General features: G+C 54.3%; 16 protein-coding genes. 8 read left to right on the top strand and 8 right to left on the bottom strand.

The genetic code is table 11. The annotated features are described in order from the left end of the window. Positions 1-150: 150 nt before the first annotated feature. The 4 genes from VE954_RS43080 to VE954_RS43065 are packed head-to-tail and all read right to left on the bottom strand — an operon-like array spanning position 151 to position 1,816. A complete protein-coding gene (locus VE954_RS43080; RefSeq protein WP_324964927.1) occupies positions 151-960 on the bottom strand; it encodes an enoyl-ACP reductase in 810 nt (269 codons plus the stop codon). Between the two features lie 9 nt (positions 961-969). Next, positions 970-1,272 (bottom strand): hypothetical protein, encoded by a 303-nt coding sequence (locus VE954_RS43075; RefSeq protein WP_324964925.1) that lies wholly within the window; start codon positions 1,270-1,272, stop codon positions 970-972. Between the two features lie 7 nt (positions 1,273-1,279). After that, positions 1,280-1,615: a hypothetical protein gene (locus tag VE954_RS43070; RefSeq protein WP_324964923.1), complete on the bottom strand. Its 336-nt coding sequence runs from the start codon at positions 1,613-1,615 to the stop codon at positions 1,280-1,282. 9 nt (positions 1,616-1,624) lie between these two features. Beyond that, positions 1,625-1,816: a hypothetical protein gene (locus VE954_RS43065; protein WP_141736095.1), complete on the bottom strand. Its 192-nt coding sequence runs from the start codon at positions 1,814-1,816 to the stop codon at positions 1,625-1,627. A 158-nt stretch (positions 1,817-1,974) separates the two neighbouring features. On the opposite strand from VE954_RS43065, the gene VE954_RS43060 reads away from it, so the two are divergent. The 5 genes from VE954_RS43060 to VE954_RS43040 all read left to right on the top strand — a co-directional run bounded on the left by VE954_RS43060 (position 1,975) and on the right by VE954_RS43040 (position 9,750). Beyond that, positions 1,975-3,021, top strand: coding sequence for an AAA family ATPase (locus tag VE954_RS43060; protein WP_324964919.1), 1,047 nt, complete (start codon positions 1,975-1,977; stop codon positions 3,019-3,021). Further along, complete coding sequence (locus VE954_RS43055; protein ID WP_324964918.1) at positions 3,021-3,962, top strand: DUF58 domain-containing protein; 942 nt, start codon at positions 3,021-3,023, stop codon at positions 3,960-3,962. Before VE954_RS43060 ends, VE954_RS43055 begins: the two co-directional genes overlap by 1 nt. Beyond that, positions 3,962-6,520: a DUF4159 domain-containing protein gene (locus VE954_RS43050; RefSeq protein WP_324964916.1), complete on the top strand. Its 2,559-nt coding sequence runs from the start codon at positions 3,962-3,964 to the stop codon at positions 6,518-6,520. Before VE954_RS43055 ends, VE954_RS43050 begins: the two co-directional genes overlap by 1 nt. Positions 6,521-6,562: 42 nt before the next feature. Next, positions 6,563-8,917 (top strand): hypothetical protein, encoded by a 2,355-nt coding sequence (locus tag VE954_RS43045; protein WP_324964914.1) that lies wholly within the window; start codon positions 6,563-6,565, stop codon positions 8,915-8,917. A 104-nt stretch (positions 8,918-9,021) separates the two neighbouring features. Then, complete coding sequence (locus tag VE954_RS43040) at positions 9,022-9,750, top strand: LOG family protein (RefSeq protein ID WP_324964912.1); 729 nt, start codon at positions 9,022-9,024, stop codon at positions 9,748-9,750. A 9-nt stretch (positions 9,751-9,759) separates the two neighbouring features. Here the strand turns inward: VE954_RS43040 and VE954_RS43035 are convergent, their stop codons facing one another. Next, complete coding sequence (locus VE954_RS43035; RefSeq protein ID WP_324964910.1) at positions 9,760-10,548, bottom strand: hypothetical protein; 789 nt, start codon at positions 10,546-10,548, stop codon at positions 9,760-9,762. A gap of 63 nt (positions 10,549-10,611) precedes the next feature. Between VE954_RS43035 and VE954_RS43030 the strand changes: the two genes are divergently transcribed. After that, positions 10,612-12,054: a TldD/PmbA family protein gene (locus tag VE954_RS43030; RefSeq protein ID WP_324964908.1), complete on the top strand. Its 1,443-nt coding sequence runs from the start codon at positions 10,612-10,614 to the stop codon at positions 12,052-12,054. Then, positions 12,051-13,376 carry a TldD/PmbA family protein gene (locus VE954_RS43025; RefSeq protein WP_324964906.1) on the top strand — a complete coding sequence of 442 codons (1,326 nt, stop codon included), beginning with the start codon at positions 12,051-12,053 and terminating at the stop codon, positions 13,374-13,376. Before VE954_RS43030 ends, VE954_RS43025 begins: the two co-directional genes overlap by 4 nt. Here VE954_RS43025 and VE954_RS43020 read toward each other — a convergent pair. The 3 genes from VE954_RS43020 to VE954_RS43010 all read right to left on the bottom strand — a co-directional run bounded on the left by VE954_RS43020 (position 13,373) and on the right by VE954_RS43010 (position 16,338). Then, positions 13,373-13,996 carry a carbonic anhydrase gene (locus VE954_RS43020; protein ID WP_324964904.1) on the bottom strand — a complete coding sequence of 208 codons (624 nt, stop codon included), beginning with the start codon at positions 13,994-13,996 and terminating at the stop codon, positions 13,373-13,375. The genes VE954_RS43025 and VE954_RS43020 overlap by 4 nt on opposite strands. A 94-nt stretch (positions 13,997-14,090) precedes the next feature. Further along, positions 14,091-15,383, bottom strand: coding sequence for a peptidoglycan DD-metalloendopeptidase family protein (locus tag VE954_RS43015; protein WP_324964902.1), 1,293 nt, complete (start codon positions 15,381-15,383; stop codon positions 14,091-14,093). 118 nt (positions 15,384-15,501) lie between these two features. Further along, the gene (locus VE954_RS43010; RefSeq protein ID WP_324964900.1) at positions 15,502-16,338 is read right to left on the bottom strand and encodes a hypothetical protein; all 837 of its coding nucleotides are present in this window, start codon (positions 16,336-16,338) and stop codon (positions 15,502-15,504) included. A gap of 158 nt (positions 16,339-16,496) precedes the next feature. Here VE954_RS43010 and VE954_RS43005 point away from each other — a divergent pair, with 158 nt between their 5' ends. After that, positions 16,497-18,140 carry a single-stranded-DNA-specific exonuclease RecJ gene (locus VE954_RS43005; RefSeq protein ID WP_324964898.1) on the top strand — a complete coding sequence of 548 codons (1,644 nt, stop codon included), beginning with the start codon at positions 16,497-16,499 and terminating at the stop codon, positions 18,138-18,140. The last annotated feature ends 46 nt before the right edge of the window (positions 18,141-18,186 follow it).

The following is an 18,186-nucleotide window of genomic DNA, read 5'->3' as shown; positions in this document are numbered from 1 at the left end:
CGAATGATGACGTTGTTCAGCAGCGTGGGATGGAGGGTTGTCGCGTGGGCCTTTGCCTGTCTTTCACAGGCAACAGCCACAAGAGAATAAAAATCGACACCCGGCGTTGTACATCTAATATAACCCGCCCTAGGTGTCCTTCCAAGGTCATCAGGCAGGATTTGTTTCTGAATACTGAGCGGTCCCCATGATGTGATACCCTGCGTCGACATGGAGGATTTCGCCGGTCGTCATGCGCGCATAGTCACTGAGCAGGAACGCGGTCGCGGCCCCGACGTCATCCGCCGTGATGTTGGCTCGCAGCGGTGAGGATTGCTCGTAGAGACCCAGCATTTTTTTGAAATCACCGACCGCGGATGCTGCGAGGGTTTTGACCGGACCCGCGCTAACAGCATTCACACGGATGCCGTCCAGGCCAAGTTCGGCCGCCGCATAGCGAACCGCTGTATCCAGGGCCGCCTTGCAAACGCCCATGAGATTATACCCTGGCATGACCTTTTCCCCACCGAAATAAGTCATGGCCACGATCGAAGCCCCTTTGTTCAAATAGGGACGCGCGGCGCGGATCACTGCTAATAAACTGTAGCAGCTGATGTCCATGGCGGTGGCAAAGCCGGCCCGGCTGGTCATATAAGTGGGGCCTTTGAGATCTTCGGTGGGCGCATAGGCGATGGAATGCACCAGGAAATCCAAATTGCCCATTTTCTCATGAACCTGGGCAAAAAAGGCTTCGATGTCGGTATCTGCGGTGACGTCACATGACGCCACAATGGCTGGATTAAGCTCGTCGGTTACCTGCCGCACCCGCGCTTCATTGCGCTTGCGTTCCCCGGTATCGGGCAGAAAGCTGAACCCAAGCTGGGCGCCTTCCCGATGGAGAGTCCGGGATACGGCCGTGGCAATCGATCGCTCATTGGCGATACCCATAACAATGCCGCGTTTGCCTGCAAGCAGTCCCATCACGTCACCTCATTCCGTTTCTGTGGCGTAAGCTTCAAAGTCTTCCAGAATAGTACTCTCGGAATGGATCCGTCCATAACCGGAGTTTTCACAGGCATCGGCAATTTCGTCGATCAGATTGCTCAATTGCATTTCTTCGCGATGAACCGCGGAGACCACGATGCCGGCCTGTCCGCCCTTATAAAATTCATCCACGATCTGAATACTGATCTTAAATCGCTGACGAAGTTTATCGGCGAGCTGGGCCATTTCCTTGGCATCACGACTGGTCGCTTCAGCTTCGAATGTGAGTTTGGATACGATAAAGTACATAGTGCTCTCAACGTTTTATAACGATAGCAAAGGTTATAGGGACCTCCCGCAGAAAAAGCATCCGGTAATTATGAGTCCACGTGATACGCCAGATGCGGGGCAGATAACCGGTATTTCTGCTCGATTGACAGGCATCCACCCAGCGCCCCTGCTCATTCCAAAACAGTCCGGATTTACGAGTATTTTCCGTCGCGCAAACCTGCAAGCGCAGCTGATGAGGATTCACTAGTAGTCTTTGGCGCAGAGTAACCATCGTCTGGAGGGACTCGTATAAAATGGCCGAGTTCCAGGTGCCTTCACCGGCCAGAAGTGCTAGCAGAACCAGACCCCAGACTCGTGCCATCAAACTGCCTCAGTCGAAGGGGTTCAACTCATCCAGCTTCAGTTCAATGCCCAACTGCTGTTCAATGGCCCCCAGCTTTTGTTTGGCTGCGTTCCCGACAAAAGCAATGGAGGCAATCGCCAGGAGCAGTCCAAAGACGGACACCACAATGTATTCAAGTGCAGCGCCACCGGTTTCGGGATTCGGAAAAAAAATTCTCATCAAAACTCCCTATAAAAAGCTTGAAATCGTTTGCACACCGGTTTTAGGCAATGCGGCTCCTGGCGGGAAGGGACATCTTCTTGTGGCGGAATGGAGGCCCGAGGTAGGATACTAGAGGCTGATTCCGAATTTGCAATTCCGTGAAAGGTGAGGCGTCGATGCAAGATCACAAGATGTCACTGGAACAGGCGGCTCAATTGGTGCAGGACCTTAAACGCGACGTGTCCCAGTCCATCTTTGGCCAGGAAGATTTGATTGTGGAAGCCATCTGCTGCCTGCTTTCAGGTGGACATATTCTTATGACCGGTGCCCCGGGTCTGGCCAAGACGTCCCTGGTTCGGGTTTTTGCCAAGCATCTGCACCTTCATTTTGGTCGCGTGCAGTTCACCCCCGATCTTTTGCCCAGCGACATCATCGGTTCGGATATTTTGAATATCGATCCCGAAAACGGGCGCAAGGCCTTCGAGTTTAACAAGGGGCCCATCTTTGTAAACCTCCTGCTGGCCGACGAAATCAACCGGGCCTCGCCGCGAACCCAGTCGGCGCTCCTGGAAGCCATGCAGGAACGTACCTGTACAGTCGGTGCACACGCCCATATCCTGCCCGATCCGTTCATGGTCTTCGCCACGCAAAACCCGTTTGAATCCGAGGGCGCGTTTCCTTTGCCGGAAGCGCAATTGGATCGATTTCTCCTGCACACGCTGGTCGATTACCCGGATCAGGACGCTGAAGAAAAAATTCTGCAGGCCCACGCCCAGTCCAAACTCGTCGGCGAACAGCATGGAGCGCAGGCGCAGGAGGTTGCGGCCCAGCGGATGTCGGTGGAAACCGTGAAGCAATTGATTGCGGCCAAGCAGAATGTTGTGGTGCCGGATGAATTGCTCAGTGTGATCAATCGTCTTGTGCGAGCCACAAGGCCGCAGGATGCCAACTGCCCGGATCATCTGCGTCATCTGATTTGGTATGGAGCCGGACCGCGCGCCGGCATCAGTCTCTTGTCCGTCTGCCGATCGCTGGCCTTGCTCGAAGGTTCCGATACGGTGCGGTGGCGTCATGTGCGGCGCCTTGTGAAACCGGCTCTGCGCCATCGGATTAAACTCGTCGTGCAGGCGCAGAATGAGCAGAATGCGGAAGATGGCTTTATTGAAAGTCTGCTGACGCATATTGAAGAGACAGCCCATCTCGCTGTGAAAGGATGGATGTAATGCCGGGCCACGCCTCGGTTCCTCATTTGGGGCAGTTGACTCCGTATCATGTATTTGATCCATCGGGCTCGCAGCCGGTGCGCACCATGCGTTTTCACGGCAGCCAGCGCTTGAACCTGATGCGGCCGACGCGCATGCCGGCCAGCAGCCGCCGCTATACGCTTGGTGATCCTGTGCAGTTGATCGACTGGCGTGCCTATGCCCGCACCGAGCAGCTGGTGATTCGCGAGCATTTCGATGAGGCGAGCTGTCGGGTTCGCATCATTATCGAAGACAGCCCGACCATGAACTGGCCGGATGCCCGTCTTTTGAAAGCCATCGGCCGACAGCTCTGTACGAAACGCGAGCTCAGCTGGCGTCTGGGTTTGCATCTTTGCTATCAGTATTTAAAAGCCGGTGATCATGTCAAACTCTATCGTTTGCAGGATAACCAGCTGCATCAGGTTTCCGCGCGTTCCTCGACGGAACTGGCCATTCACTTCGAGCAGCTGCAGAAGGATGCGTTTCAAAATTTTGATAAGCTGCCGCTGGAACCACGATCGGTCTCGGCCGTGCATGCGGAACGTTCCGATGTTCTGATCTGGATCAGTGACGGGCTCAATGGAATTCCGCAATGGCTCCTGGATAAACGAGGCCCCTTGACCAGCTGGATCCATGCCCTGTCATCGCTGGAATCGGATGTCGCGTGGATGCGGTCGGATGATTCCTATTTTGAAGAAGCTCCTGTGCATCGGGAATATCTCGGTGACATTCTGCTGGAAAAACAGCACCTGCAAAAAGGTATTGCGCAGTGGATGGAAAGCATGGCGGAACAATGGCTCAAGGTGCATCGGCATTATCTGCAGGTGCACGATGCGAGTTCCATCCAGCGTTATCTTTTTCACCTGGAACAATCCTGGCACACGGCTAAAGCCGCCCTTAAAGGGGAAAGGATCGGTTGATGGGAAATTTGGGCAGCGGTCCCATGATGATGGCGACCTTGTTGACTGCCGCTTTGGGTCTTGTGATCTGGTTTATTGTCAGACGGCAGAAGGAACGTTATTGGCTGCCTATCCTGCGCGTCATTCCACTTGAACTCACCGTATTGCCTAAATTTCGTTGGATTCCGCCTCCGCTGTGGCCGCTCCTTTGCTTTTTCGTGGCGGCGACGGCCCTCGGTATTTATAGCTTTCGGCTGGCCGAACCGCTGATGAAATCCGATGACCTCGATCTGCGTCGCACGCATGTGCTCTTTGATATGAGCCCATCGCATGCGCTCGGCGTCACGGCCAGCACCTATGGAGGGGAGGCTCAAAAGCTGATTGATGCGATGGAAGGTAAAGCGCGTCTCAGTTTCAGCACCACCAATGACCCGACGGTTTATGTCGATGCTGACCTCAAGCGTGTCGGTTCCATCATTCAAACTCAAGGTTTTCATCGGGCCGGAGTCAAACTTGGTGCGACAGCTGAATCGCTGCTCCGCAAGCTTTCCGATATCGATCAGTTGATCGTCGTCTCCGACAGCGATCTCTCCAGCTGGGAGGATTTCAACTGGCGCTATCTGGAAAAGAAAATGCAGATCTCCTGGTATCCTTTGCCAGGACGGCCCCAGACCATGGATAACCTTTTTATCGATGAGGCCAAGCCCAAGGCGACAGGCAGCGCGGCGCCCAGTGGGCTCTGGCACGTAACGCTCCGGCGCACCGGTGAAGGCAAGGTCATTCAAGGTCGGCTGACCGCCGAGATCGACGGCCAGGTCTTGATTCAGCAAAATTTCCAATTTGAAGCCAATATGAAAAGCCTTGAATTGGAAATTAATCTGGCACTGGCCGAGCTGCAAAAGAAGCAAAAGGATAAATCCACCAGCCTCGTGTGGACCGTCACACCCGCCGGGCCTGATGACCTTCTTCCGGATAATGAATTTCGCACCTGGCTGCAGCTCCAGAATGAAGATGCCCTCATAATTTCCAAACCGCGTGGTGAAATGTTCTTGGAAGACTCCATCTTTCATCTGAAAACCAGTCTTGAAGTCCTGGGCTACCAAACGCAAAGAATCGACCAAATCCGCAATACAGGTAGTCACTGGACGACCCCGTCGCTGGTCGTGAGCGAAGTTGGTCCCGCCTCGCCCGTGCAGGCGTTTTGCCCCACGTTTGTCAGCGAACGCAGCATCCTGGAGCGCAGCCGGTCCGATGCTTTGGTCTGGCTTCTGCCCGGTGAGGATCTCAGCAGCTACGATGATATCTGTACCTGTTTTGCCGCGTTGGCCCAGGCGCCTCAGCCTCTGTCAGGCAAGCCAGCTTACTGTGAAAATCTGGAGCATCGCGATCAGTATGTCGGCGTTTTACAATCCATTGGTGCTTTGCAGCTGGGCGGGGAGGTGGACAGTCCCCTTGGCGCTTTGGCTATGACGCTGCGAAATAAGGAGCTGGGTTTGCGCCTTGTTGGTTTCACCATCCCTCTGAATCCTCTGCGTGCCGGACAGATCAGTTATGGCCAGCTGCCTCTGATGCTCCGCGCGGTGCTACAGGCTACGGGTAAAAAATATGCCGCCGGCGCGGATAAGCAGCTCAGCTGGCCGCGGATTGAAGATATTTCTTTGGCCTATGAGGTGCCGGATGTGAAGGTCAGCAACGTGCCGCTTGGGGAAAGCCTGGGTCGCAAAGCGGTTCCGGATCAGCTGCCGCCGCAGATGACCCTGGGGACCAAGGGTCTGGTTCGCGAGAAGGCCGCCTCGGGAACTGAAAATGATGCCCGCCCCTGGATTTATCTCTGCCTCGTTATTCTGATGATCGCCGTTTGGCTGGAAATTATCGGCAGCGGTCTGCGCCGGCTTTTACAAAAGTATCCCTGGGCCGTGCGATGGTTCGTGCTGCTCGTGATGGTGAGTGCCTGGCCGCAACCTGTGGATGCAGGCGTGCAGCTGAATCTATTAGGTTATCCCAGCATTCCCCGCCCCAGCGCTCTGCGTAAGGACGTGGCGGGACGGACCAGCATCGAACTGGACGAACAGATCATTAATACTCCCAGCCTCCAGCGTGATATGTACCAGCAGCCCTGGCTCTGGGTGAACCGTCCGCAGCTTTTGGAAAGCATGAATAAAACTGATTTTGGTGAACTCACGGGTTGGATGCAGCGAGGCGGATTTTTGGTGGTGGAAAACCATAATGGCTCGCAGGCCTTTAAACAGGCTGTTCTGGAAGCCATTCCCAAAGGCGCATGGAAACCCATTCCGCCTGATCATGAACTCATGCGCAGCTTTCACCTGCTCGCATCCTTACCCCAATGTGGCAATCAGGTGTGGGAAGGTTTTCATTTTGATCAGCGCATTGCCATGGTCCTGGTGCCTGGGGATTTTCTGCGATTCACGTTGGATGAACCAGGTTCGGGCGCCTGCTTTGGGAAGTATACGCGAGAGCAGGCCGTGCGCGTTTTTATCAACCTGATGATGGTGGCTCTGGCTACTGATTATAAGAAAGATCAAATTCATCTTCCGGAAATTTTGAAGAGGCTTCGCTAAGCAGCTTTTCAGCTTTCGGAAATAATGCAGAGGTTGCGCTGAGTGCAGGACTTTCGAGAACTATTTATCGCCGTGTGCGTGGGCCTTGTGATACTGGCTGTGCTTTGGATCAGGCGTTACGGTTGGCAGCGGGGCCTCATGGCCTTCGTGCTGCGCGTGGGCTGGGTCGCCCCGATTCTTTTGGCCGTATTTCCCCGCATGGATAAGGATCTGATTTCCAGTTCGGTCAGTCTGAAGACCATTCATATCCTGCGTGATGATTCCGCAAGTATGAATGATCCGGAATCCCAGGCTCGAACGGAAAATCTCTTGGGTCGATTGGATAGCTCCTGCCGGCAGATGGCCTGTCGCCTTCAGGAAACCAAACTGTCTGAAATTTCCGATGAAGTTGCGCAGGGTTTTACACCCTTGTCTTTGGGCATTCGCAGCTGGCTGCCTTTAACCGGCGTGGACCCATGGATTGTCCTTTCGGATGGCGGGGATTCACAGCCCAATCAACCCTGGCCGCAGCAGTTGAAGGATATGGGACGTCGTGATGGTTTGCAGCGTGGTCTCATCCTGGCGAGTCCGCATGCCGAGCAGGATAATATCTGGCTGGAAATGGTCGGCGGTCCGGATTTTGGTTTCGATCAGAAAAATATCGAACTGGAAACCACCGTGCATAGACGCGGGAAAAGTCTCGATCAGGAATTGACGGTTCAGTTGCAGGCCTCGGTCCTGGCGCGCAATCTGGCCTCGCTCAATGTCACGTTTCGGCCCGGTGAATCGCAGCTGACGGTCACTGTTCCCATGCCGCCTCTGCCGCGCGGGACGCACCTGATCAAGGTTCAGGCTCTGCCGGTCGGCAATGAATCGACGATCTGGGATAACACGCTCTATAAGAGTCTCGAAATTCTGCCCAACACGATTGGAATTTTGCATCTCCTGGGTTCGCCCAGCTGGGATGGACGCTTTGTTCGTCGTTATCTGAAGTCCGAGCCGAAGTATGACATGATCAGCTTTTTCATTCTGCGTGATCCCACCGATATGCAGCTGACCAATGAGCGGGAACTCAGCCTGATTCCTTTTCCCGTGGACCGGCTGTTCAATGAGGAGCTGCCGAACTTCCGAGCCGTAGTGATTCAAAATTTCTCCCTCTATCAGTTTTTGGAGCCAGGCTATCAAAAAAATCTGGTGGATTTCGTTATGAATGGCGGCGGTCTGCTCTTTATCGGAGGACCGCGGGCCTTGCATGAACTGGATCTCAGTGGGTCGCCCCTGGCTACCCTGCTGCCTTTCAAAACCGCGGGAGCCTCGGCTCGCAAGGATGATGCTGCAGCGTGGCTTGATGCACCGGCCGTGCCTTATGACCCGAATTTGAAATTCACTATCAAGGCTGCGGAACCCGATCGGGAAAAACGCACGCTGGCCACCGTTTTTGAAGACTGGATCAAGCTCGATCTCAATCTGAATCCTGAGGATTCGTTCAAAGGTTTGCATCGACTCGATCAGGTGCAGCTGCAGGCGGAAGGCGTGACGCCTTTGCTGATGGCGGAGACGGCAGACGGCAAGGAAAGTCTTTTGGCAGCCGCATCGTATCCTGGCAAAGGACGGGCGATCTGGCTTTTTTCCGATTCCCTCTGGCAGCTGGCCATGAATCCGGGTCCCAAAGGATCGCGTGAAACCTATCACAGCTTTTTACGTTCGGCCATGACCTGGCTTTTGCGTGAGGAAATGCAAAGGCCACTTTGGTTGCAGGAACTCAGTCTGCAAACCCAGGGCTCCTATACACCATGGTCGGTACGGGTGCGCGGTCCAGCGGCACGATTCATCAATGAAGGCAGCGATTGGCAGTTTCGAGTCTGCGGCCAGGTCGTGCCGTCGAAGGATGTCCTGCGGCAGATGGTGAGCGGTGATCAATGGGTTTTGAGTGGAACACTGCCGAGTCGCCTGGCCAGCGGTCTAGCCTGCGAGCTTAATATTGAGGGCACCCATCCGGCCTTCGGCCAGGTGAAGGCCTCGATTTACGGCGTGGTGCCAGAGGTTTTTGCCGACCGCGAGATGGAGGGTTCCTTCAATCGCTTGAGTCAGCTGCAAACTTTGACAGGAGCCGCTTTGGTCGAGCTGGAGAGCGAGCAGGAAAAAGCCCAGATTCAGGATTGGCTGGCCAAAGTCACAGGGGATCTCACCACGATCAAACGCACGGAACAAAAGGTCATTCCCGATTATTACTGGGTCTTTTCCAGCGGCTGGGCCCTGCTTCTTTTGCTGTGCCTGCCCTTGGAGGTTATCGTACGACGCTGGGATGCACTGTTTGGCACCCGCGGATTTCACCTGTCCCACGAGGATTCCAAAAAGTCCGGCGCCGATGCAAGTCCTGAAGTTCCCAACGCACAGCGGATTGTGCGTCCCAGTTGACATAGTAGGTGTTCCGAAGCAGGCTCCAGAATCCTCTATGCTTGGGTGATTCCAGTTTGCTAACCTGGACACTGATGGATTGCATGGCCTTGAGGAGTTCCTGCATGGCGGTAGAACCTAAACGTGTCCGTAAGTTTCTGAGTAAAAAAATCCAGCAACTGAATGAGATAGTCGCTGATCTTGATAGTCTTGTGACCGAAATCGGCAGTGATTTTTATCGGGTGAGTATTTTCGGATCGGCGCGCATCAAGCCCGATACCGATGAGTATAGACAGGTCTATGCGTTGGCTAAAAAGCTGTCGCAGCAAGGCGTTGATATAGTCACCGGCGGCGGGCCTGGCCTGATGGAAGCGGCCAATGTGGGCGCGAAAGAGGGTAGCAATCAAAGCCGTTCCTACGGTCTGCATATCGAATTGCCGTTTGAAACGGACGCCAATTCCCATCTGGACGTGAAATATCATCACCGCCGTTTTTCGTCGCGTCTGGATGAATTCATGCGGATCAGTCATGCCGTGGTGGTTACGCCTGGCGGCATCGGAACCCTGCTGGAACTCTTTTATACCTGGCAGCTGATGCAGGTCGGTCATATCGCGCCGAGACCCTTCCTGCTCCTGGGCGGGATGTGGGAAGGTCTGCTGGACTGGATGGAAAAATATCCGCTGGACCGCAAGCTGATGGATCGCAAGGATTTTGAGCAAATCGTCCTGGTCCGATCGGTGGACGAGGTGGTCACGCATTTGATGCCGAGTATTCAGGATTTCTATAAGAAGAAGGCCGAATCGCAACCCAAGACGGAACCTACCGGACCGCTGCCTTCGACCACGCGACCCTGAGCCTTGCGGTTATTCGCCCGGCTCCTCCAGCCCCTCAACACTGAGTGCTTCCCAGTAGGACAAAAGGGAAGCTGGGGTGCCGGTGGATTCCAGTATGGATCGACTGACCTGAAGGATCGGCATCAGTTTCAGATGACCCGCTTCCTTGTCCTGCTGCAACTGCTCCACGGCTTTTTTCAAGGCGGGTGTCAGCTGAGGAAGATCCTGATCGATCCATTGTGGATTCTTACGCGCCTTAACCAGAATCCGCACCAGTTGCCCGGTTTTGGATAATCCATCATCCAGGGCCGCCTGCAGCTCCGCATTGAGCTGCGGCTTGGCAATCGACCGCAGACTTTCCTGCCAATGCCGGGTGTTTTCCACCAGACTTTTTTCAAGTGAGCCCTTGATGGCGATATTCAAAGCGAAAGGCGGGGCCACATTCAAACACTTGATGTATTCCGCTGAGTAAACACAGCTTTTGGCGTCATCAAAGAGCCCGCGGAAGGCGTAGCAACGTTCGATATCGATCCCGCCCTCATCGCAACTGATGCAGAACGAATCCTTGACCCGCACCTCCAGAGCGCAGCGGGTCGGCAAACCCTGCCGGGTTCGTGGAAAGCTGGTCGTGTTTTTCGCAGCCTGATCCTGGGCATCCCGGGCCGTCAGGTTCAAAGGTGGATGAATCCTGCGTTCCACCTGGCCTTGCGGGCCGCAGCTGGTCTGAGCAAGGCCGAGGCCCAGAACGAGGGTGGTCATGTTTCGAAAGGACTGCATAGGGAAAGCCTTTGCGGCGGTGACTCCATAATTATGACTCATTTACGGGGACCCTGCAAATTGCTATGGGTCGAAGAGGTCCTCTGAGCGATGGAAGGATGGTGTATGCAGGTTTCGGATGCTTTGGCGGTCCTGCGCCCTTTGGCAGCTGACGTGGATTTTTTCGAATTACGCTGGATGCGCCGTTCGCATGAGCAGCTGATCGTTCGGCAGGATGTGGTGGAGCCACCGCGTCTGATCGAGGATGCCGGTTTCATGCTCACCGTTTATCAGGGCGGCGCCGCAGGTTATGCCGCCACTGCTGATACCTCGCGCACGGGTGTGGAGCAGGCCTTTCAAACAGCGAAGCGTCGGGCGGAACTCAGTCGCGGCTGGTCCGTGACGCATTATTCCGCCGATCATCTGCAAAAGCAGACCGGACGCTTTCGATCCCCGATTCAAAAACCCTGGGAAAAGGTGCCTTTGCGCGACAAGATCGATCTGCTTCGCGAACTTTGCCGCGATTTAAAAAAAGATGATGCACGCTTTGTCGATCATCAAGCGCAGCTTCATCTCAGACGCTGGGACATGCGGCTCGTCAATTCACTCGGTACCGACATCGAACAGACGTTTGATATGGTCAATCCCAATCTCAGTGTGACCGTTCATGACAAGGGCGTCACGGAAATGCGCAGTATGAACGGCCAGGCGGCCTGTCGTCAGGGTGGGTTTGAAGTCCTCGATGATATGGGTTATCGGGATGCTGCGCATAAGATTCATGAGGAAGCTTTGGAGCTTCTCTATGCTGAAAATTGTCCCACTGGTCTTATGGATCTTCTGATCGCGCCGGATCAGATGATCCTGCAGATTCATGAATCCATCGGTCATCCCTTGGAAATCGATCGCATCCTGGGTGATGAACGCAACTACGCGGGCACCAGCTTTGTGCGCCCCGACATGTTTGGTCACTATCAATATGGTTCCGAGCATCTGAATGTCACCTTCGATCCGCATCGTGACCAGGAGTTCGCCTCCTATCATTTCGATGACGTCGGCACCCGAGCTGAAAAAACTTTTCTGATTCAAAAAGGCCTTCTGCTGGCGGGACTCGGGGGACAGCTGTCGCAGCAAAGGTCAGGTCTGCCTGGTGTAGCCAATGCGCGTTCGGTCTCATGGAACCGTCCGGCCATTGACCGCATGGCGAATCTTAATATTGAACCTGGTCCGCATTCCCTGAATGACATGATAGCCGGTGTCGAGCGCGGTATTCATATGCAAACCAACTGCTCCTGGTCCATCGATGATTCGCGGAATAAATTTCAGTTCGGTTGCGAGTATGCTCGTTTGATTGAAAAGGGTCAGCTCGGCCGCGTGGTGCGGAAGCCCAATTATAGAGGTATTTCGGCCAGCTTCTGGCGCAATTTAACCAAGGTCGGCAACGCTGGAACGAGCGACATTTTGGGCACCGCTTACTGCGGAAAAGGTGAGCCAAATCAGGCTATTACGGTTGGTCATGCCTCGCCTGCCTGTCTTTTTTCAGCGGTCGAAGTCTTTGGGGGCGAAGGATGAAAAAAGCCTATTTTTACGAGCTGATGGACAAGGCTGAGCAGCGCTTGCAAAAGGGCGAGGAATTGATCCTGGCCTTTCACGGTGAAGACTCAGATTTTTGCCGCTTCAATCAAGGCAAGGTTCGACAGATCGGCAAGGTGCATCATGATCGCTTGCTGGTGCGTCTCGTCAAAGATAACCGGCATGCGCTTTATGAACTGACACTGACCGGACAGATGGCGGAAGATATCACACGTGTGGCGTCCACTCTCAGTAGCCTGCGCGCGATGATACCGCATCTGCCGGCCGATCCTTATCTCATTCAAAATCGTGAACCCACCTCCAGTGAACGTGTGGAAAGCAATCGTCTGCCTTCCATTGAACAATGGACCGAGGCCGTGCGCCACGAGGTGGGTGATTTGGACTTTGTGGGTATTCAGGCGGCCGGCGGCATGTATCGCGGGTTTGCCAATACCCTGGGTCAACGCAACTGGTACGAGAACTATAGCTTCAATCTCGACTGGAGCGTTTATCATGAAACCGATAAAGCGGTAAAAGACAATTATGCAGGCTTCAGCTGGGATAATCAAAGTCTGAAGGGCAAACTGCAAAACTGCCGTGAGCAACTGGAGCATTTGAAAAAGCCTTCGATTACGATCAAACCTGGCGCCTATCGCGTTTACCTGACACCAATGGCTATGGCTGAAGTCATGAGTCTTTTGGAATGGCGAGCCTTCGGCTTGAAATCGCAACGCACCAAATCATCACCACTGCGGCGTCTTGTGGAAGGCAAGCAGGTCCTTTCCCCTATGATTCATTTGTCCGAAGATGTTTCCGGAGGCATGGCACCGGACTTTGATGAGTTTGGTTTTACCAAGCCGGATGCGGTGAGTCTGATCGCGGGCGGTCGGCATCAGGGGGCCCTGGTCTCGGCCCGCAGCAGCCGCGAGTATCAGCTGCCGCCCACCGGCGCGCATGAAGGGGAATCCCCGGAATCGCTTTACCTGCAGCCGGGAGCTTTGAAACCGAATTCCATTCTTCGGGAATTGGGTGATGGTCTTTATATCAGCAATCTTTGGTATATGAATTTTTCCGATCCCGAAACATGTCGCATGACCGGCATGACCCGATTTGCCAGTTTTTGGGTGCAAAACAGCCAGATTCAGGGGCCGGTGAATGTGATGCGTTTTGATGAATCGCTCTATCGGATGCTCGGTGACAATCTGTTGGGCCTGACCGATCGCAGCGACATGCTGCTCAGCAGCAGCACCTATGATAGCCGTTCGACGCATAGCATGCGTCTACCGGGAGCCTTGATCGATCGCTTTGCTTTTACGCTTTAATCATCAAGGAAGTTGACCACGCCTGTGCTCAGGTCCAAAACCGCGCCGAGGATTTGCATGTGACCCAGGCTGAGCATTTCCTCGATGATGCGACTGGAATGCGAAAGCTGACTCACAGAAGCCCTCACGTTGGCTTCCACCGCCCGACTCACTTTCTCCTCGTCGCTCATATCCTTGATTTTGGCAATGGCATGGATGTGGGGTTTGATGCGACTGACGATATCATTGAGGCCGTCGGATGACAGAGCCTCTTTGGTTTGAATATGCCGCAGCGTGGTGGTGACAGCCCCACAACCGGTATGCCCCATCACCATAACTACCGGCGTTCCAAACGTAATCGCGGCGAACTCCACGCTGCCGATGAGCGACGGTGCCACGATGTTACCCGCGACGCGAATGACGAAAACGTCGCCGATATCCTGATCGAAGATCAATTCCACCGGAGCGCGCGAATCGGAACAGCAGAGGACCACAGCATGGGGCGACTGCCCGACTCTGGCGTACTCTTTGAGCTTTTTCAGCGAGGATTGGGACGAATGAAGGGATGTTCCAGCCAGGAATCTTTGATTTCCTGCCTTGAATGCCTCGATGATTTGCGTTTGTCGCTGCCGGTGTTCCATGAGGGATCCTCCACTTTGCCTTCTAAGGCTGTAGCGGAGTAGAGGGAAAAAAACAAGCCTGAGCAGGGGCTCAGGCTTGGGATGGTTGGACAGATCAGCGAATCACAGTGTGGTCATGGTCCCCGGGTCGTGTGTCCTGGGAGGGCTTGTCCTGCTGCGCCAGCTGCCAGTCAGGAAGAGTGCGCATTACGTTTTGCACCAGCAGATTGAACTTGGACAGCTGATTCCTGGCAATCGGTTCTGCGGCTGGGAAGCGGATGCCAAGCGGATCCATATAAACGCCGTTCTCATAGAAAGCGAAATGGAGATGCGGACCTGTGGCCAAACCTGTGGCTCCCACGTAACCGATCACCTGGCCCTGTTCGACAGAGGAACCGCGACGGAGGCCCGTTGCGAAACCCTTTAAATGCAAATAAGCCGTCGAATAGGTTCCGTTGTGACGAATCTTGACCATATTCCCCGATCCACCGTTCCGGCCGATCGATTCGATGGTGCCGCCGCCGACAGCCATCACCGGCGTTCCGGTAGGTGCGCCGTAGTCAACGCCATTGTGCGGACGATGAACGTGCAGAACGGGATGAAAGCGACTGCGCGAAAACCCTGATGTGATGCGACCGAATTTGATCGGGCTCTTGATAAACATCCGCTTCAAACTCTGACCGTTCGGAAAATAATAAGCGGCCTTGTCGCCTTCGGCGGGATAACGAATGCCCGTAAAGAGCTGGCCATCGTTTTCATATTCCGCAACCAGGATATTGCCCCAGCCGATGGTCTTATCATCCACTATTTTTTGCTCGACGGTCAGGCGCCAGCGATCACCGCGCTTCACTTCACGGCTAAAGTCGATCTGCCAGGCGAAAACTTCAGCCAGACTGGTGATCAGCGAAGGATCCATGCCGACGAATTCAGCGGATTCCCAAAGGCTGTTGCTCACAAAACCGTGAAAGGTTTTTTGGACGACTGTAATCGGGTGCTCGATCCTGGTCGCCATCCACTCAAGCCCGGGTCCTTTGCGTTCCAAAACCAGGCTTGAGTCGGCGGCGTATCTCAAGTCCAGTTTCAAAGGTGTATTTCTCTCCGGTCCATCCCACGTGATTTCAAACGTGGTGGCCGACGCTACGTCCTGCAAAGGCATGATGGGCTTGGCGGTCTTGACAAGGTCCAATATGGTTTGGGGCAGAAGGCCCTCGCTCTTCAGCGTTTGATACATGCTGGAGCCTTTTTCAACTTCATGTCGTGTCACAAACTGCGCTGGGGCTTCAAGCTTGGTGTTGGTGACAACCACGCGCTTGGCCGGTGAAGGCAAACTGTCGCGATCCTGAGACTCGTTGCATGCGGGCTGAAGGCATAGAATTGCAGCCATAGCGCAGCTGCGCAGTTTGAACATGCCAGTTCCCTCCTTAAATATGAGATTCCATTATAACCCGACAGGTCATGAAGTCGACAAGGGAACCAGCAAAATCCCGCTGTGTCAACCCTGAAAAGCCGGGCTGCTGTCTGTAGAACTATCTCCATTCCTTGGGCTGCTTGAGCCGCGCGATAGGAGCTGCGGTGAGGGAAGCCGACGGCACATAGTAGCCATCGGATGTACGAGCCCATTCACCTTCATCATTAACCAAGGGATGATCACCCTGCTCAAGGTTTCGCAGAGTTGAACCATTGGGTTTATCGTAAAGTTTAGACCCACCGGGCGTTACATAGCGAACGACGCCGCCGGTTGTCGCGCCGGCGTTGCCTGGCGCCGTGGGGTTTTCCGCAACAGGGGCAAGCACGCTATCGGGGGCTTCCGCCATCCCGTCATCTGTTGCGCCCTTATTAATATCTGGTGACTCCAGAATATCTTCACTTGCGCCATTGATCAATGCACCATCGCCTTGATCCCCTGCATTCAGTCCAAAATTATTGTTACCAAGGCCGTTATTGCCGTTCTTGCCAAGGTTGTTGTTGTTGGCCCCGTTGTTCGGATTGTTGCCGAACAGATTCGCCTGAGCGTTGCCACCTTCTGCAAGGTTGGCGTTATTGCCATTCAGGAAATCCTCATCAGCCGCGTTGTTCACGGCTTCACCGTCCTGGCCTTCGTTGTTGGCGCCTTGATTGAGCGCCTGGTTGTTGTTGCCCATGTTGTTCTCACCGCCGTTGCCTTCGTTCTCGGCGGCGTTTTCATTCAAGCCAGCTTCATTTTCTTCGGCATTGGCGGCATTGGCATTGGCGGCCTCATTGCCACTGGGCTGAACGGGGTCTTCGGTGGGATCGATGCCCCCTCCAAAGCAGCCCACAAGGAGAAGTGAGACGAGGAATGATGAGAGCACGGCAGCGGGTTTACGAATGGTTTGCACCTTCATGACGTCCTGTCCTTTAAGCCTGAAAGCCTGTCGCCTCGCGTCCTGCAAAGCGATCCATAATGATCTTTCGCAAATTATCTCGGTCAGAGGCCGGCAAAACTTTAGCCGTGGAAGGCAGAATCTGCCCCTGCTATGATCCCGTACCGGAGGGAACATGAGTGGGTCATAAATTTCATAAATGGTCAGCCCATCAAGCCGAGCGTCCGCGCAACCTGGCTGATATTTCACAAATCATTCAAAAAAATCGGCAATTTTCGCCGATTGACCAACTCCAGTATGGAGATTATGGCCTTCTCGATGCTGTCGCTGTGATCAGTGAGGCGATCCGCCAAGGTAAGCGCATTGCCCTTTATGCTGATTACGATGTCGACGGCACGATGAGTTGTGTCAGCTGGATCTGGTTCTTTGAGGCCATAGGCTTTACCAATTTCACATGGTACATCCCCTGCCGTTTTGAAGAAGGCTACGGGCTTAACATCCAGGCCGTGCAGCACCTCATCGATGACGAGAAAGCCGATGTCATTATCACGATGGATACAGGGATCACGGCCAACCGCGAGGCGGCGTATTGCAAAGAGCGCGGTGTGGTCTTCGTGTGTACGGATCATCATAAGATTCAACCGGAAAAGATGCCGGATTGCATTATTCTCAATCCCAAGATGCATCCGAGTCCGGAATATCAGGAGCTCTGTGGAGCCGGCATTACCTTTGTCCTGCTTCGCAAGATCGCCCAGCAGTATACGGTTTCTGCCCAGGCCTGGAACGATATCCTGGCTTTGGTCGGCATGGCCACGATCTGCGATGTGGTGCCCTTGAATGGGGTGAATCATAAGCTGGCCAATATGGGCGTGCGGTCGCTGCTCAAAAGCGAGCGCAAGGTGCTGCGGCGGCTCAAGGAAGCCTGTGCCCTGGATAAGGGCCTGGATGAAAAGGATGTCGGCTTTCGCATCGGTCCCAGGATCAATGCGGTGGGACGATTGCATCACGCCCGCGAGGTGATCCATGCTTTCATTCAAAATGAACCTGAGGCTCTGGTAGGGTTCATGGATACATGTAATGAAGAACGCAAGCTGATCCAGAATCGCATTGTGCGGGAAGCCCAAGTCCAGGCTCGCCAGCATCCGGATCTTCCGGTGCTGTTTTTGGGTTCAGAGGGCTGGCACACTGGGGTGGTGGGCATTGCCGCGAGCAAGATCGCGGAAGGCTTCTGGCGCCCTACCTGGCTCTTTGAGAGGCAGGAAGAGGTGTGCAAGGGCTCGGCTCGTTCGATCCCGGGTTTTGACGTGACCGACGCCATGAGCGCGGCGGGTCATCTTTTTGAAAAATTCGGCGGTCACCGTGCGGCCGGTGGTTTTACCTTCAAACGGGAAAACGAAGCGGCGATCCGGGCGGCTTTGATCCAATACGCGGATCAGATTAAGGCGATTCAGCCGGACATCTGGACCAGCAAGGTCCATTTTGATTGCGAGGTGCCTGGTCACCTGCTGCATTTGGATCTGGCTTATGAGCTTGAGCACATGAAGCCCTTCGGTCACGGTTTCGAGGAACCGCTGTTTTGCATGGAAGGGGAAATCAAAAATGTCCGCTTTCTTCAGGATCGCGCCACCGGTGAGCCCAAGCATACCTCGGTGATGGTGATTCCCGACGGCGGCGCCATGCAAAAGATCATGTTCTTTCATGATGTCATCGAAGATTTGGAATTTGTCAAACGCGCCCGCTTTTTGGTTTATGCCGGCAAGAACACCTTCCGCGGCCAGACTTCGCTGTCTTTAATGGGAAAGGACTGGGAACCCGTTCCTTGACGGTTTAAAATGGGGGAGCCCCATTTGCGACTGCCAACAAAGGAAC

It is taken from the genome of Oligoflexus sp., from assembly GCF_035638955.1.
In the GTDB taxonomy this organism is placed as follows: domain Bacteria; phylum Bdellovibrionota_B; class Oligoflexia; order Oligoflexales; family Oligoflexaceae; genus Oligoflexus.
This window is presented reverse-complemented; position numbering and strand designations above follow the sequence as displayed.

What these genes read in the sequence shown, in the direction of transcription:
- VE954_RS43040 (WP_324964912.1), top strand. Translation starts at nt 9,022, where the DNA reads ATGGCGGTAGAACCTAAACGTGTCCGTAAGTTTCTGAGTAAAAAAATC.
- VE954_RS43025 (WP_324964906.1), top strand. Translation starts at nt 12,051, where the DNA reads ATGAAAAAAGCCTATTTTTACGAGCTGATGGACAAGGCTGAGCAGCGC.
- VE954_RS43030 (WP_324964908.1), top strand. Translation starts at nt 10,612, where the DNA reads ATGCAGGTTTCGGATGCTTTGGCGGTCCTGCGCCCTTTGGCAGCTGAC.
- VE954_RS43010 (WP_324964900.1), bottom strand. Translation starts at nt 16,338, where the DNA reads ATGAAGGTGCAAACCATTCGTAAACCCGCTGCCGTGCTCTCATCATTC.
- VE954_RS43075 (WP_324964925.1), bottom strand. Translation starts at nt 1,272, where the DNA reads ATGTACTTTATCGTATCCAAACTCACATTCGAAGCTGAAGCGACCAGT.
- VE954_RS43055 (WP_324964918.1), top strand. Translation starts at nt 3,021, where the DNA reads ATGCCGGGCCACGCCTCGGTTCCTCATTTGGGGCAGTTGACTCCGTAT.
- VE954_RS43080 (WP_324964927.1), bottom strand. Translation starts at nt 960, where the DNA reads ATGGGACTGCTTGCAGGCAAACGCGGCATTGTTATGGGTATCGCCAAT.
- VE954_RS43015 (WP_324964902.1), bottom strand. Translation starts at nt 15,383, where the DNA reads ATGTTCAAACTGCGCAGCTGCGCTATGGCTGCAATTCTATGCCTTCAG.
- VE954_RS43065 (WP_141736095.1), bottom strand. Translation starts at nt 1,816, where the DNA reads ATGAGAATTTTTTTTCCGAATCCCGAAACCGGTGGCGCTGCACTTGAA.
- VE954_RS43060 (WP_324964919.1), top strand. Translation starts at nt 1,975, where the DNA reads ATGCAAGATCACAAGATGTCACTGGAACAGGCGGCTCAATTGGTGCAG.
- VE954_RS43070 (WP_324964923.1), bottom strand. Translation starts at nt 1,615, where the DNA reads ATGGCACGAGTCTGGGGTCTGGTTCTGCTAGCACTTCTGGCCGGTGAA.
- VE954_RS43020 (WP_324964904.1), bottom strand. Translation starts at nt 13,996, where the DNA reads ATGGAACACCGGCAGCGACAAACGCAAATCATCGAGGCATTCAAGGCA.
- VE954_RS43035 (WP_324964910.1), bottom strand. Translation starts at nt 10,548, where the DNA reads ATGAGTCATAATTATGGAGTCACCGCCGCAAAGGCTTTCCCTATGCAG.
- VE954_RS43050 (WP_324964916.1), top strand. Translation starts at nt 3,962, where the DNA reads ATGGGAAATTTGGGCAGCGGTCCCATGATGATGGCGACCTTGTTGACT.